Annotated in this window: 17 protein-coding genes; 13 read left to right on the top strand and 4 right to left on the bottom strand. The window is 40.6% G+C overall.

Annotated features, from left to right (window positions below; all coding sequences use genetic code 11):
- Positions 1–9: 9 nt before the first annotated feature.
- From trpD to trpA, 4 genes are read left to right on the top strand one after another with little or no spacing between them, the layout of a single operon-like run.
- A complete protein-coding gene (gene trpD, locus OIZ54_RS00305; protein ID WP_264389354.1) occupies positions 10–1047 on the top strand; it encodes an anthranilate phosphoribosyltransferase in 1038 nt (345 codons plus the stop codon).
- Positions 1040–2404, top strand: a complete 1365-nt coding sequence (trpCF, locus tag OIZ54_RS00300; protein ID WP_264389353.1) for a bifunctional indole-3-glycerol-phosphate synthase TrpC/phosphoribosylanthranilate isomerase TrpF — start codon at positions 1040–1042, stop codon at positions 2402–2404. The genes trpD and trpCF overlap by 8 nt, the downstream gene beginning before the upstream one ends.
- 7 nt (positions 2405–2411) lie before the next feature.
- Positions 2412–3596, top strand: coding sequence for a tryptophan synthase subunit beta (gene trpB / locus OIZ54_RS00295; RefSeq protein WP_264389352.1), 1185 nt, complete (start codon positions 2412–2414; stop codon positions 3594–3596).
- Positions 3593–4414 (top strand): tryptophan synthase subunit alpha, encoded by an 822-nt coding sequence (trpA, locus tag OIZ54_RS00290; RefSeq protein ID WP_264389351.1) that lies wholly within the window; start codon positions 3593–3595, stop codon positions 4412–4414. Before trpB ends, trpA begins: the two co-directional genes overlap by 4 nt.
- Before the next feature lie 63 nt (positions 4415–4477).
- Here trpA and OIZ54_RS00285 read toward each other — a convergent pair whose 3' ends face one another.
- Positions 4478–5056, bottom strand: a complete 579-nt coding sequence (locus OIZ54_RS00285; protein WP_004586797.1) for a type 1 glutamine amidotransferase domain-containing protein — start codon at positions 5054–5056, stop codon at positions 4478–4480.
- Positions 5057–5456: 400 nt separating this feature from the next.
- On the bottom strand, positions 5457–5726 hold the full coding sequence (locus OIZ54_RS00280; protein WP_004586798.1) for an HU family DNA-binding protein: 270 nt from the start codon (positions 5724–5726) through the stop codon (positions 5457–5459).
- Positions 5727–5898: 172 nt separating this feature from the next.
- Between OIZ54_RS00280 and OIZ54_RS00275 the strand changes: the two genes are divergently transcribed.
- Together OIZ54_RS00275 and OIZ54_RS00270 are read left to right on the top strand one after the other, a co-directional pair.
- Entirely contained in the window at positions 5899–6474 is a 576-nt protein-coding gene (locus OIZ54_RS00275; RefSeq protein ID WP_004586799.1) for an inner membrane-spanning protein YciB, read from the top strand.
- Between the two features lie 67 nt (positions 6475–6541).
- On the top strand, positions 6542–7183 hold the full coding sequence (locus tag OIZ54_RS00270) for a CPBP family intramembrane glutamic endopeptidase (protein ID WP_264389350.1): 642 nt from the start codon (positions 6542–6544) through the stop codon (positions 7181–7183).
- A 70-nt stretch (positions 7184–7253) separates the two neighbouring features.
- Here OIZ54_RS00270 and OIZ54_RS00265 read toward each other — a convergent pair whose 3' ends face one another.
- A complete protein-coding gene (locus OIZ54_RS00265; RefSeq protein ID WP_054982639.1) occupies positions 7254–8678 on the bottom strand; it encodes a sodium-dependent transporter in 1425 nt (474 codons plus the stop codon).
- A 186-nt stretch (positions 8679–8864) separates the two neighbouring features.
- On the opposite strand from OIZ54_RS00265, the gene OIZ54_RS00260 reads away from it, so the two are divergent.
- The 5 genes from OIZ54_RS00260 (at position 8865) to OIZ54_RS00240 (ending at position 11986) form a co-directional block, all read left to right on the top strand.
- Complete coding sequence (locus OIZ54_RS00260; protein WP_248442117.1) at positions 8865–9167, top strand: YciI family protein; 303 nt, start codon at positions 8865–8867, stop codon at positions 9165–9167.
- Positions 9168–9322: 155 nt separating this feature from the next.
- Positions 9323–9586, top strand: a complete 264-nt coding sequence (locus OIZ54_RS00255; RefSeq protein ID WP_121637587.1) for a PepSY domain-containing protein — start codon at positions 9323–9325, stop codon at positions 9584–9586.
- Between the two features lie 3 nt (positions 9587–9589).
- Positions 9590–10264 carry a response regulator transcription factor gene (locus OIZ54_RS00250; protein WP_004586804.1) on the top strand — a complete coding sequence of 225 codons (675 nt, stop codon included), beginning with the start codon at positions 9590–9592 and terminating at the stop codon, positions 10262–10264.
- Positions 10258–11595, top strand: coding sequence for an ATP-binding protein (locus OIZ54_RS00245; protein WP_004586805.1), 1338 nt, complete (start codon positions 10258–10260; stop codon positions 11593–11595). Before OIZ54_RS00250 ends, OIZ54_RS00245 begins: the two co-directional genes overlap by 7 nt.
- Positions 11582–11986, top strand: coding sequence for a hypothetical protein (locus OIZ54_RS00240; protein ID WP_029772701.1), 405 nt, complete (start codon positions 11582–11584; stop codon positions 11984–11986). Before OIZ54_RS00245 ends, OIZ54_RS00240 begins: the two co-directional genes overlap by 14 nt.
- Before the next feature lie 110 nt (positions 11987–12096).
- On the opposite strand, the gene OIZ54_RS00235 is transcribed toward OIZ54_RS00240, so the two are convergent.
- Positions 12097–13131 carry an AI-2E family transporter gene (locus tag OIZ54_RS00235; RefSeq protein ID WP_264389348.1) on the bottom strand — a complete coding sequence of 345 codons (1035 nt, stop codon included), beginning with the start codon at positions 13129–13131 and terminating at the stop codon, positions 12097–12099.
- A 170-nt stretch (positions 13132–13301) separates the two neighbouring features.
- On the opposite strand from OIZ54_RS00235, the gene OIZ54_RS00230 reads away from it, so the two are divergent.
- Entirely contained in the window at positions 13302–14195 is an 894-nt protein-coding gene (locus OIZ54_RS00230; protein ID WP_264389347.1) for a TIGR01777 family oxidoreductase, read from the top strand.
- A 130-nt stretch (positions 14196–14325) separates the two neighbouring features.
- On the top strand, positions 14326–15501 hold the full coding sequence (locus tag OIZ54_RS00225) for a GGDEF domain-containing protein (protein ID WP_264389346.1): 1176 nt from the start codon (positions 14326–14328) through the stop codon (positions 15499–15501).
- Positions 15502–15507: the final 6 nt, after the last annotated feature.

Raw genomic sequence — 15507 nt, 5'->3', positions numbered from 1 at the left:
GAGGACATTATGAGTACCCAAGCAAAAGAGACCATAAATGTTCAATACGCTATTGAGCAACTTATTCAAGGCAAGTCGTTAAACTATGCCCAATCAAATGCATTATTTAACCAAATAATGCAAGGTAACATGAGCGAAATAGAGCTCACTGCATTGCTAATCAGCCTTAAAATAAAAGGCGAAGTAAGCGATGAAATTGCCGGCGCTGCAGCGTCAATGCGAGAAAACGCCGTTGCCTTTACAACCGCTAGCACGCAACTTGCCGATAGCTGCGGCACCGGGGGCGATGGATCAAACACGATTAATATTAGTACTACCGCGGCGATTGTTGCAGCTGCCGCGGGTATTAATATGGTAAAACATGGTAATCGCAGTGTATCGAGTAATTCGGGCTCTGCTGATTTATTAAAAGCACTGGGCATTAACATTGATATGAGCCCAGCACAGGCTGCACAGTGCCTTGAACAAACCCATTTTACCTTTTTGTTTGCACCGCATTATCACAGTGGTGTACGCCACGCGATGGGCGTACGTACTGCGCTTAAAACACGTACCATTTTTAATATTTTAGGCCCGCTTGCTAACCCTGCTGCACCACACGTGCAATTACTGGGTGTTTACGATGAGTCTTTATGTATGCCAATGGCGCAAACACTTAAAACATTAGGCACTAAGCGCGCGATGATAGTGCATGGTTCTGGCACTGACGAAATAGCCCTGCACGGCCCAACTAACGTAGTTGAGCTAAACAATGGCGAAATAACGCAGTACACATTAAACCCAAGCGACTTTGACCTTGCAAACTATTCACTTGAACAACTAGCCGGTGAAGGCCCACAATATAACGCAAATGCAAGCCTTGCTATTTTACAAGGTAAAGGCAGTGATGCGCACAATGCTGCAATCGTGGTCAATGTGGCTGCACTTTTATACCTAAGCGGTAAAGTACAGTCATTAAAAGAAGGCGCACAACAGGTACAAACATTACTAAGTTCAGGCAAAGCCATGAACACATTAAATGCAATTATTGAGGTAAGTCATGGCTAATGTATTAGACAAAATTGTTGCTGATAAAAAACAAGAGCTAATAGAGCGTAAAGCCGCGCGCCCACTAGAGAGCTTTAAACACCTAGCAGTGCCAACCAGCCGCAGCTTTTATAAAGCGTTAGCAAAGCCGGGTACGCAGTTTATTTTAGAATGTAAAAAAGCATCTCCTTCAAAAGGACTAATAAGAGAGCCGTTTGATTTAACCGAGATCACCTCTGTTTATAAAAAATATGCTAGCTGCATGAGCGTACTTACAGATACTAAATACTTTCAAGGTAGCTTTGATTATTTAGAGTTTGTACGTAGCCAAGTAGAGCAACCACTTATTTGTAAAGACTTTTTTATTGATGAGTACCAAGTTTACATGGCACGTATTTATGGCGGCGATGCTATATTACTAATGCTTTCAGTGCTTGATGATGAACAATATAAAGCGCTACATGCAGTTGCCAACTCGCTTAACATGTCGGTATTAACCGAAGTAAGTAACGAAGAAGAAGTGCACCGTGCCCTTGCACTTGATGCGCAAATTATTGGTATTAATAACCGTGACCTTCGCGATTTAAGCACTGATTTAGCCACCACCGAAAAGCTACGTAAACTCATCCCACAAGATAAAGTGGTTATCTCAGAGTCAGGTATTTACACTCATCAAGATGTTAAACGTTTAGCGCCATTATGTGATGGCTTTTTAATTGGCAGTTCTTTAATGGCTGAGCGCGATTTAGAACAAGCCTGCAAAAAAGTGATTTTAGGTGATAACAAAGTGTGCGGTTTAACCCGAGCACAAGACGTACAGGCCGCTTACAACAACGGCGCAGTGTACGGTGGACTCATTTTTTACCCTAAATCGCCTCGTTATGTTGATTTAGATTGTGCGATTGAGCTGAGCCAAAGTGCGCCACTTAAATTTGTCGGTGTTTTTGTTAATGCAAGCCCGCAGCAAGTGGTGCAATACGCGCACGAACTAAAACTTGCCGCAGTACAATTACACGGTCAGGAAAGTGACGATTACATTGCCGCATTACGTACACAGTTACCTAAAGGTTGTGAAATTTGGAAAGCACAGGCAATTAAAGATACATTGCCAACCCCAGCTACGGGCGTAGACCGCCATCTTTATGATACCCACAGCGATACACAAGCCGGTGGTACAGGTAAAGCATTTGATTGGGCAGTACTGCGCGACGCAACAACCCCCTTTATGCTAGCGGGTGGCTTAAATCCAGACAATATAAAAGACGCGCTGTTTCAAGGTGCCCTAGGCCTTGATTTAAATTCAGGCGTTGAAGAATCTGCGGGTAAAAAGTGCCCTATCAAATTACAAAATGCTTTTACAAGCATCAGAAATTATTGAGGTTATAATGCAAAATCCAGCTTATTTTGGCGAGTTTGGCGGTATGTTTGTACCTGAGCTACTTGTCCCTGCGCTTAAGCAGTTAGAGAACGAATTTAACAAAGCACAAAAAGACCCTGAGTTTGAGGCTGAGTTTACAAAATTATTAAACGAGTATGCCGGTCGCCCTACGCCGCTTACATTAACGCGTAATTTAATTAAAAACCCTAAAGTAAAACTTTACCTAAAACGTGAAGATTTACTGCACGGCGGGGCACACAAAACCAACCAAGTACTTGGTCAAGCGTTGCTAACTAAACGTATGGGTAAAAATGAAGTTATTGCCGAAACTGGAGCGGGCCAACATGGCGTGGCAACAGCCCTAGCCTGTGCATTACTTGGCTTAAAATGCCGCATTTATATGGGTGCTAAAGACGTTGAGCGCCAACAGCCTAACGTATTTAGAATGAAATTAATGGGCGCAGAGGTTATTCCGGTAACAGCCGGCTCTGGCACATTAAAGGATGCGGTAAACGAAGCGCTACGTGACTGGTCTGCAAACTACCAAGACGCTCATTACTTACTTGGTACCGCTGCGGGTCCTCATCCATTCCCAACAATTGTACGAGAGTATCAAAAAATCATTGGTGAAGAAGCTAAACAACAAGTACTAAAAGCAGAAGGACGCCTACCAGATGCCGTACTAGCCTGTGTTGGCGGTGGCTCTAATGCCATTGGTATGTTTACTGACTTTATTGACGAGCCAAGTGTAAAACTTATTGGTGTAGAGCCTGCAGGTAAAGGCCTAGATACCCACGAGCACGGCGCTACAATTTGTAAAGGTACTAAAGGTATATTGCACGGTACCTATACGTACATTATGCAAAACGACGATGGCCAAATTGAAGAGTCATACTCAGTATCTGCCGGCCTTGATTACCCTGCAGTTGGACCACAGCACGCGTTTTTACACGAAACAGGCCGTGCTCAATATGTGGGTATTACCGATACAGAAGCGCTTGACGCGTTCCAAGCACTGGCTAAAAACGAAGGCATTATCCCAGCTCTTGAATCAAGCCATGCCCTTGCTTATGCACTTAAATACGCCGAAGAGCAAACAGAAGAAAGCATTTTAGTGGTTAACTTAAGTGGCCGTGGCGATAAAGATTTAACCCACGTACACAGCGTTTTATCACAAGGAGGTCAACTATGAGCCAGTTAAATACAGATCGTTACGGTAAAACCTTTGCTGCACTTAATGAGCAAAAACAAGGCGCATTTGTGCCATTTGTTACCATTGGCGACCCAGGTAAAGAGCAAAGTATTGCCATCATTAAAAGTTTAATTGATGGCGGCGCGGATGCACTGGAGCTAGGTATTCCGTTTTCAGACCCAATCGCCGATGGCCCCGTTATTCAAGCGGCGAATATTCGTGCTCTCGATGTAAACATTAACACGCAAGATTGCTTTGATATTATTAAAGAAATACGCGATTACAATGCAGATATTCCAATTGGCTTATTATTGTATTCAAACCTTGTGTTTAAACGCGGTTTAGAAACATTTTATAAAGATGCTAAAGCGGCGGGCGTAGACTCTATTTTAGTTGCTGATGTACCACTGCATGAGTCTAAAATGTTTAGAAAAGCAGCCGTAGCAAACGGTGTAGACCCAATATTTATTGCCACACCCAATGCCGATGACGATACTCTGCGCCAATGTGCATCTTACGGCCGTGGCTACACGTATTTATTATCGCGTGCGGGTGTTACCGGCACCGATACTAAAGCGCAAATGCCAGCGGGTAACATAGTAACTAAATTAAAAGAATACCATGCAGCCCCTGCTTTATTAGGCTTTGGTATTTCTACGCCCGATGATGTAAAAGCCGCCCTAAATGCCGGTGCAGCTGGTGCTATTTCAGGCTCAGCCGTTGTTAAAATTATTGGAGCCAACCTTAATGATTTAGACGCGATGACAACGCAGTTAAAAGCGTTTGTAGCTGATATGAAAGCGGCCACCGCACTGTAAAAGCTTAAAATTTACGCATTAAAAAAGGGCATTTAAAATGCCCTTTTTTATTAAGCTCTAAACTTAGTGAGCTTGATGCTTACCTTCTAAAATTTCTTCAATAAATTTTGCATTAAATGCTTCTAAATCTGCAGGACTGCGGCTTGTTACTAAACCTTGGTCTACACTCACCTCTTCGTCAACCCAGTTTGCACCAGCATTGATCAAATCACTTTTAATGCTTGGGAATGATGTAACGGTACGGTCGCGTAATTTATTAATTTCGGCAAGTAACCAAGGAGCATGGCAAATAGCTGCGACGGGTTTGTTTTTCTCAGCGCCAAAAAAACCGTCTATAAACGCTTTTGCGTGCTTATCTTGGCGTAACGTATCTGGGTTAAATAAACCACCTGGCAGCATGAGCGCATCGTAATCGCTGGCACTGGCATTTGTAACAAGTTTATCTACGCTTACTTTGTCGCCCCATTTATCTTCATCCCAGCCGGTGATTTCACCCTCTTTTACCGACACAATATCGATATCGGCGCCGGCATTAAGTAAAGCATCACGTGGAGATAATAGCTCACTTTGCTCAAAGCCATCGGTGGCTAAAATAGCAATTTTTTTGCCTTGTAAACGAGTGCTTGTTTGTAATGTAGACATAGAGATCTCCTTATTGCGTTTAATAAATTGTTTCAATCACCCTATTAAAAGCATAACCGATGCCAATTTTAACCTATTGAAAATAATGGATAATATAAATTAAAGCTGTCAAAGCTATGTAAATCATTTAGAGGGTTTGAACAATCTACATAGCTTAATTTAAAGTGCGTATTAAAAACCAGCACACAAGCTTTGCTTACAAGATGAAGTAGTAAGGCATTAACTAAAAACTGGGTATTTATTTTGTAGACGCACCCTATTAGCGGGGTGCGCCGAACTGTAATGTTATGATTAATAGCGCTAACTAAACCTAAAAAGGTAACCGGGCTATTAGCAAGTATTGGTTGCAGGAACTAGTCGCTGGTACTGATCACTGGTACCGGTCAATGCAAGTTGCTATTTAAAGGAGATCTTTTAATGCTTTGGCTGGTTTAAATACGGGTTTGTTAGCGCCTTCTATTTCAATGCTTTCGCCTGTTTGTGGGTTACGGCCAGTGCGCGCTGGGTAGTAGCTTAAAGCAAATGTACCAAATCCATTAATTTGCACTTGGTCGCCTTCAGATAACGATTTAGTAATTACTTTTTGTAAGCTAGTAAGGGCTGCTTGTGTGTCTTTTTTTGTTAGTTCACTGCGTTTTGCTATTTGGGCAACAAGTTGTGCTTTGTTCATTGTAGGCTCCTAAATGCACACTTAATCAGTGTTGGTTAAGCGTGGGAATATGATGATGGATAATTAAAGCCACGCAGGCTAAGGCTTACAGGGCAACAAGTCAACCTTGTAGTTGCCTAGTGTTATGTGGTAAAAACTTCCCTGACTTCTTTTTGTATAATTTAGGTAGTATATGCACGCATTGATTGAATACATCCCGCTAATATTATTTTTTGCGGTATTTAAATTAGTTGATATTTACTGGGCAACAGGCCTTTTAATGGTCACTACGCTTATTCAAGTTGCGTATAGCTACTTTAAGCACGGCCATGTACCTGCCCGCCAATGGCTATTTTTTGCTATTGCAGCGGTGTTTGGCACATTAACCTTAGTACTCCACGATGAGCAGTATATAAAATGGAAAGCCACGTTAATTTATGCCGGCTTAAGCCTTACCTTATTAATTAGCCGCTACGTGCTGAATAAAAATCTTGTTAAAAAGGCCCTTAGCTCAATCCTCGAAAACGCCAACGACTCTAAACAGGCGATTGAAGTACCTGAGCCGGTGTGGAATAAGCTTAACTTAATGTGGGTTGCCATTACCGCAGGTATTGCAGTGCTGAATATTTACATTGCGTATAATTTCTCACTCGATTTTTGGGTTAACTTTAAAGTGTTTGGCTTAATGGCCATTACTTTTGTGAGTATTTTGATCACTATTTTTGCTTTGTATAAATACTTCCCTGATGAAGAAGAACCCGCAAAGTAAAACACCTTCGTCATAAAAATGTCGTCTTTGCTTGATAGCGTGTAAAAAAAATCAATCAGAGACGACCTTGAACGCCAATCAATACCGCTGGTTTGAATTTACCCTAATATTTGTTTTATTGCCTTTAATAGGCTTTACCCTTCGTAGTTACCTAGCTAACTGGCTAATACCCGCACTGATTGTTTTAATGAGTGTGTGCTGCATGTTATTACTGAACGACCCTCACTTTAAGCGATTTAGACTCACAAGCCTGGGGCAGTTTTCTTCGGTAAAGCGACGTTTATTTAGTTTCTTTTTTTTAGGAGCGCTTTTTTCAGGGGTGTTTTACGGCATTATTCACCAAGAAAACTGGTTTAGCATGCCGCTGCACTCATTTTATAACTGGTTACTTTTACTGCTTCTATACCCGCTGCTGTCGGTATTACCACAAGAGCTAATTTTCAGGACCTACTTTTTTCATCGCTATAAACGCATTATGCCAAAAAAAAGAGTGCGTATAGTGGTAAGTGCGACGGTGTTTGCCCTTGCCCATATTGTGTATGCCAATTGGGTGGCTGTAGGCTTAGCATTTTTAGGCGGGCTATTATTTTCGTTTACCTACGCGCAAAGCCGCTCAACCATAGTGTGTGTAATTGAGCATAGCTTATGGGGGTTGTGGATGTTTACACTGGGGATTGGCAGTTCATTAGACTCAGGAGCTATAAGCTAACAAGCTAAGCCGCTATTCTAAACACAAAAAAGCCGCGTTAATACGCGGCTTTTGAAAACTTTCTTTTAGCCTAAAATCCAAATAACTTAAAGGCAAAAAACTTAGTCGCTACTGTGTTTATAAATATGGCTAATAAAATAACCGGAATAAACGTAGAAAGCGAAAAGTTAACGTATTTCTCCATAAAGCTACCGGCGTAATTTGGTGAGCCTTGGCTTAGCTCATCTGTTAGGCGCGCTTTTTTCCAGCGATACATAACAAATAAACACACCATTAAACCATTCAGTGGCAATATAGTGTCGTAAAATACATCATAAACAATATCAAAAAAGCTTTTATTACCGCTGCCGTAACTAGTAAACGACGTTAAGCTATCAACCATACCAAAAGACATAGTACACAATATAGTTAATACACCGGTGGCTAGCGTTAAAATACCTAAAGCTTTTTTACGGCTGATCCCTTTGCGGTCGCTAAGGGTCGCTGTAGGTACTTCTACAATTGATACAAGCGAAGTAATCGCTGCAAAAAACACTAATAAAAAGAACGAAAACGCCACTGCAGACGCGCCAAAGTAACCAATATCATTTTGAAGTGCTAATAAAATTTTAGGTAAGTATACAAATATCATCGATACAGACGAGTCAGAAAGTGCGGCTGGGTCGGTATTTGGATCAAAACTAAATATTGCCGGTAACACCATTAAACCGGCAACAAATGCCACTAATGAGTCGGTAATAGCTACCATTTTAGCACTGCCAACAATGTCATCTTTTTTAGATATGTAAGAGGCGTACGTCATTAAAATACCCATACCAAGCGATAGTGAGAAAAACGCTTGGCTTAGTGCACCATTAAGCACGCTGGCGCTCATTTTAGAAAAATCAGGAATAACATAATATTTAACACCAGCCATGGCGTTATCAAGCGTTAATACATACGCTACAAGGGCAAGCAACATAACAAATAAAGCCGGCATTAAAAACTTAGCGGCTTTTTCTATGCCTTGTTTAACCCCACCCAATAAAATAAGGTTAACAATAATAACGACCACAGCCATGTAGCCAAAAACGGTGTAGCTATTTATAAAGCTGCCAAAATGGCTCGGATCTGCCAATGCATCTAAATTACCCATGGCGGTTTGGCTTAAGTAACCAAAAATCCACACGGTAATAACCATGTAAAATACGGCAATCATAAACGGCGTTAATACAGCCAAAAAGCCTGCAAACTTCCATTTTTTGTCGTTATTTGCCAGCGCTTTGTACGAACCAAGTGGATCTTTTTGCGCGTTACGACCCATGGCCATTTCAGCCATCATTACTGGTAAACAAATAAAAGCAACAAACAAAGCGTATACAAGTAAAAATGCACCACCACCATTTTTAGTTGCCGACACAGGAAAACCTACTAAGTTGCCAATACCCACTGCCGAACCTGCTGCAGCCAGTATAAAGCCAAGACGGGAGCTAAAATGCTCTCTATTATTGCTCATGTATTAACCTTGTTATTTTTAAGTTATTCAAGCGACTCTACCAGTGTTGTGCCGCGCTTTTCAAGCAATTACACACTAAAAATAATTAATAACTGTAAACCTAGCTTTAACGGTAATTTGTTCACCAACTATCAACGTTGTGCTAGTATTTGCGTTATTAAACTTAACATTTTTTTGAGAATTACTATGTTGTACATGATTTATTCAACCGACGTTGAAAACAGCTTACCGCTTAGAAAAGAAGCCCGTCCCGCCCACTTAGCACGTTTAAGCGAACTTGACTCTCAAAACCGTTTATTTGTTGCCGGCCCACTGCCAGCAATCGACAGTGAAGATCCGCAAGATGCTGGATTTACAGGCTCATTAGTCATTGCCGAATTTGATTCACTTGAAAAAGCACGTGAATGGGCAGCAGCTGATCCATACGTTGCAGCCGGCGTTTACGCAAACACCGTTGTAAAACCATATAAAAAAGTATTACCAGCGTAACGAACACCCTGAATTTAAAACGTTATTTAATTCAGGGTTGGTTCACTGCTAATTAATTAAGCTGGCGAACGTAAAAGCGCATATTGGACGTTTTTACTTGAGTTTTAGTAGCTTAGTTAATTAGAATAGCTGGGTTTGATCTAGGAGTTCCCGTCATGCGTGTATTATTAACCCTTGGTTTAATTGCCTGTATTAGCGTCAGTGGCGCCGTACACGCAAGTACGACTGTTACCAAAGCAGTTAAAAAAACTGAGATCAGCAAAAAGAAAGCCGTAATACTTGCAAAAGAAGAAACTGACGGTAAAACCTTAAAAATTACAGAACAAGCAAAATTTTATACTGTACGTATACTCAAATCTGACGGCCACGTCGTTGATTTACATATAAATAAAAAAACCGGCGAAGTGAAAAAGGATTAGCAAATGCGAATTTTAGTTATAGAAGATGATTTACACTTAGCAGACAACCTACGTAATGCTTTAGAGAAAGAACGTTACAGTGTTGATTTATGTCACGATGGCGAAGCTGGCCTATTCCATATTACAGAATACCCGCTAGATATGGCGGTGGTTGATTTAGGCTTACCAAAAATTGACGGTATTGAGCTAATCAATAAAGCACGTGCACAAGGCGTGACGATCCCTATTTTAATCTTAACGGCGCGCGACCGCTGGCAAGACAAAGTTGAAGGCCTAGATGCAGGTGCCGACGACTACTTAACCAAGCCGTTTCATGTTGAAGAATTAATTGCGCGTTGTAACGCACTTATTCGCCGCAGTGCTGGTAAAGCAAACCCTGAAATGACAGCGGGTCCAATTAAAATTCATACTCGCTCACAACAAGTTTGGGTTAACGACAAAGAACTTAGCCTTACGGCTTATGAGTACAAAGTACTTGAGTATTTAATGGTTAACCCGCAAAAAGTAATTTCTAAATCAGAACTTACTGAGCACATTTACGACCAAGATTTCGATCTTGATTCTAACGTTATCGAAGTATTTGTACTTCGTCTGCGTAAAAAATTAGACCCTGAAGGCACATTAAACCCAGTAGAAACACTACGTGGGCGTGGTTACAGGCTTAAAAGTCAGTGGTAGCATCGCAAATATCGCTTAAAATAAGGCAAGGATTTATCCTTGTCTTTGTTTTATTGGTGGCACTGCCTATTTTGTTTTACTCGATTGGTAAAGCGTATTACGCCTCATTAGTCGAAACCACCGAAAAAAATCTAGAAGCCCACTTATACTCCCTTATTTCTGAAGTCGACTTTACTGAGCGCGGCATTATTATGCCCAGCACAATTTTAACGCCTGAGCTTAATAACTTAAATTCAGATACCTACGCAATGATTTACCGCGATGATGTACCTGTGTGGCACTCAGAGTCGGCTGTAAACGTAAACTTTAAACCCGAGTACATAGAGCCTAAAGCAGGTGCGGCCGACTTTAGACGTGTGGTTTACAACAATGCGGTTTACTGGCAATTAAGCCTAACGGTCATTTTAAATAATATTGACCAATCTGAGCAGGCACGTTTTATATTACTCAAACGAAACGATGCATTGCTGAGGTTAATGGATGGCTTTAAACAAACCTTAGTCGATTGGATGTTTATAATGGGTATTGCGATTGCCGGTTTAATGGCAATTGGATTTATTTGGAGCGGCCGGCCGTTACAACGTCTTGATAAAGAAATAAAAGCCATTGAGTCGGGCGATATTCAAGAAATTAAAGGCTTATACCCTGTAGAGCTACAAACAATTAAATCAGACCTAAACTTATTACTAGAGTCGCAGCAACGTCAAAAAGAGCGCTACAGAGCCTCTTTAAGTGACCTAGCACATGCATTAAAAACGCCCCTTGCGGTATTAAAATCAAGCCCGCTTGCTAATGATGCCGATGCCCAAGAGCAACTTGATAGAATAAATGTGATGATCGAGCATCAGTTAAAGCGCGCAGCTACTGGCGCCTCAGACACATGGAAAAAACAAACCCCAGTTAAACCTGTGGTTGATTCTATTTTAAGTGCAATGGCCAAGGTATACCGCGATAAAGACATTATATTTAATTGCACCGTGACCGATAAAGATTACTTTTTAGGTGACCAAACAGATTTAATGGAGTTACTGGGTAATTTAATTGATAACGCTTGTAAAGCGTGTCGCTCGCAAGTAGAAATACAGGTCATTCAAAGTAAAACACTGTGCATAGGCATTAGTGACGATGGACCCGGTGTACCCGAGGATAAACGCGAGTCTTTATTAACCCGTGGTACCCGCCTTGATACTTACGAAAGCGGCCACGGTGTTGGCATGGCGATAGTCTCTGACTTAGTTAAATCTTATAACGGTCACTTAACGATTAATAAGTCGGACACCTTGGGCGGCGCACAATTTATTTTAGAGTTTAATTACAATGATAAAAAATAGCCTTTTAATTACACTTGCGAGCCTATTAGCACTCAGTGCTAATGTCAGTGCGCAAGCACAGTGTACGCTTGAGCAAAACGCAACGCCAAGCCAAACTAAACGCTATACGCAGTGTTTAGACACCCAAATAAATCAGGCTAAATACAATCAGGGTACTTGGGTTCAAAAACGTAAATATGAACTCACTAAATTAGAAGAGCAAAGCGGAAATACGCAAATACTGATGTTGTTTAAGCGCAGCGTCGACAACCACCAAAAGTATATTGAAGCAAGCTGCCAATGGCGCTATATATTAAAACTGCCAAATGCCAGCCAAGCTGCTATTGATTACAAATTATGTGAACTTGCACTTATTGAACAGTTTACTCAAGTGCTTAAAAAGCCACTTTAAACGGGGATTAACACCCATAAAAAAAGCGATTAATACTGTGTATTAATCGCTTTTTTTGTATCAATTATTTAATCAAATACGCAATTTTAAGCTATGAAAACCAATTGATATTATTTATCGTCTATCGACTCACCCGTACCAAGTAGCGTGGCAACCCAGCGCCCTTCATCACTTGCCTCTAGGGCTATTTTAACAATCATGGTAAGCGGTACCGATAGCAACATGCCTACAGTGCCTAATAACCAACCCCAAAATATTAACGACAAAAACACCACCAAGGTAGAAAGCCCAAGCCCTTTACCCATAAATTTAGGCTCTACAATGTTACCCATTACCGTATTAATAATTAAATACCCTGCACCTACAAGCCCGGCTGTTAATGGTCCTTGTGTGATCAGTGCTAACAATACAGCCGGTACTGCAGCAATAATAGAACCTATATTAGGAATATAATTAAACATAAAGGCCAACACGCCCCACAGCACAAAGTAGTCAACATCTAAAATCCATAAATAAAATGCTGCAATAATACCGGTGGCTAAACTCACTAATGTTTTAATTGCCAAATACGAATTAATAGAAACCAAAAAGCGGTCAATTTGCTCCATTTTTCTATCTGGGTCGGCAAGTGCCATATGAATTTTTTTGCTTAATGCTGGCCCTTCAAAAAGCATAAACACCACAGTTAAAATTATTAAAAACATGTTTGCCATTACGCCACCTAAGCCGGTAAGCATATTCGTGGCTACATCGACCATTTTACCTGGGTCAAACATAGAGAGAATTTGATCTCTATCGATTAAGATATTGTATTGCGATGCAAGATCGACCAGCCAAACAAACTCTTCTTGTAACTGGGCTTTATATTCAGGAAGTTGCTGAGAAAAGTCGTTAACTGATTGTCCTACAAGGCCGCCTAAGCTTACACCTAAGCCCACAATGATAAGCACCACAATAACAATAGAAACCCCTTTAGGGATCCGATAGCGACCAAAAAATGTGATCAGCGGGTTGCATACAATGGCAATAAACGCCGCCAAAATAAAGGGAATAATAATAACACTTGCGGCCTTAATACCGGCTAATACAACCACCAGGGCTGCAAATATTATTAAGCTTTTATTTACGCCAGTTAAACTTGCCAACGCGCCAATCCTTTTCTTATGAAATTCGCTTTAGTGTAAGGCAAAAACTAATTAAATGAAATATTTACAAAGTGATCGTTGTTTTTTAGTTAACGTAATAATTTGCATTAAGATAGTTTAAATAGTATACATTTTAAACAAATCGTACACTTAAAATTGGTAAGATTTTTATGCATATTTTTTTTACAGGCGCTACAGGCCTAATAGGTAAACACTTAACGCCTTTTTTGCTACATCATCATAAAGTAACCGTACTGAGCCGAAATAAAACCAAAGCCCATATATTGCTTGGTCATAATATTGATGTAGTAAGCACGGTTGATGAGGTTAATTTTAACCATGTTGATACCGTGATTAATTTAGCCGGCGAACCTATCGTCAACAAACGCTGGACGCAAGCACAAAAACAAACAATTAAAAACAGCAGAATAAACCTTACCACGCAAATCAGCGATGCTATTTTAAATTGCAGCACGCCCCCTGCTACATTTATATCTGGCAGTGCCATTGGCTATTATGGCCGCCAAGGCGATACTCCTGTAGATGAAGACACCGACGATGTAAATGATGAATTTAGCCATCAGCTATGCAAAGAGTGGGAGCATGCGGCACTAAAAGCGCAAAGTGATAAAACACGAGTGTGCTTATTACGCACGGGAATTGTACTTAGCAAAAACGGCGGCGCTTTAAGTAAAATGCTACCTGCGTTTAAATTTTTTGCAGGTGGCCCCATTGGTGATGGGGAGCAAGGTATGTCGTGGATTCATATTGATGACATGATTCAACTGATTTTATTTATTATAAAACACACGTCGCTTTGCGGGCCAATTAACGCCACTGCACCCACCCCTGTTAGTAATAAAGTATTTAGCAAAAGTTTAGGTAAAGCATTGTCTCGCCCTGCGGCCCTAACCATGCCAAGCCCTGTGTTAAAGGTGTTAATGGGTGAAATGTCTGATTTGCTCACTACTGGGCAATATGTAATACCCAAAAAAGCGTTAGCGCATAATTACCGTTTTCATTTTACGGATATAGATTCGGCTCTGAGAAGTTTAATAAAGTAGGTGTATTCAGCATAGATACACCTACTAAAGGTTATAAAAATACTACTTTAAGCTAGGTTACTGTAATTAATATAAGCTTTAGTATCTAGTCTCCATTAAAATAGTCGTTTTATAATAAAAGAACCTTTCTATGCTGCACTTACCAACCGTTATTAGCCTTTCTTTTATTTTAAACCTTATAATTGGGCTGTATTTTATCTCTATTTATCAATATAAAAAACAAACTAGTTTTTTATATTTTGGCCTAGCTTGTACCACCTTTACATTCGCCATACTATGCGCAAGCTTACGCGTGATCATTGCATGGCCGTTTATTACCCATTACTTTGCCAGTTTATTTATTATTGCTTGCCCACTTTTTTTAATTATGGGATTAAAAGCACTCAGCCCTTTAAATAAAAGCATATGCAAGCAAGTTAGCTATTTACTCATCGTGGCTGCGGTTTTTTTGCTCGTAGTTTACAACACCGCTGTAGAGCAAGTATTGGTTAGTTTAACTGTGGCAGGGTTATTTTTGTATGCCTCGTATATTGTTTTAAGCACCCGCTTTATAGCAAAATTACAGCAACGTATGCTACTGCTTTGCCTATTACTGCATGCACTCGTTATGCTAATACAAGGAGTTTTATTACTGTTGCCATTTTTTACTGCGCTCAACTTTAATTTTGCCTCTGTTTTGCAATTTACTTTGGCTGTACACTTAATACTTGCCACTAGCGCCGCCCTATTGCTGCCTTTTTTAGTGTTTGCCAATACAGAGCATACGCTCAACTCCCTTGCTAATCGCGACCCATTAACCCAGCTATTAAATAAACGCGGTTTAAATGCAGTGGCCAATACGTTATTTAATAAAAATAATGCCGAGCATCCCCTTAGCATTATTATGGTCGATATAGACTTTTTTAAGCGCGTTAACGATGAATACGGACACGATGCAGGTGATGAGGCAATTAAATGGGTTTCGCAACATATTGCCGCGCTTTTTTCTAACAGCGCAGTAACCGCGCGTGTTGGCGGCGAAGAGTTTGCAATTTTACTTAACCACTGCACTTTAAATGAGGCACAGTGCGCGGCAAACACCCTCAGAAAAAACATTAAAAACAATCCCTTTAGCTATTACGGCAACACCATTTATTTAAGAATAAGCGCAGGAGTGGCATGCAGCGATACTCAAACAAGCTCTTTTAAATCGCTACTTAGTGCGGCAGATAAGCGCTTGTATATTGCTAAAACTACAGGACGCGACAAAGTTATATATGAATCTGCACAAAACCCTTTTATAAGTAACAAACAGCTTTGCACATAAAAAAGC

This window comes from Pseudoalteromonas sp. A3 (genome assembly GCF_025942345.1).
In the GTDB taxonomy this organism is placed as follows: domain Bacteria; phylum Pseudomonadota; class Gammaproteobacteria; order Enterobacterales; family Alteromonadaceae; genus Pseudoalteromonas; species Pseudoalteromonas atlantica.
The sequence above is the reverse complement of the archived record's forward strand: the minus strand, read 5'-3'. Positions and strand labels throughout refer to the sequence as shown.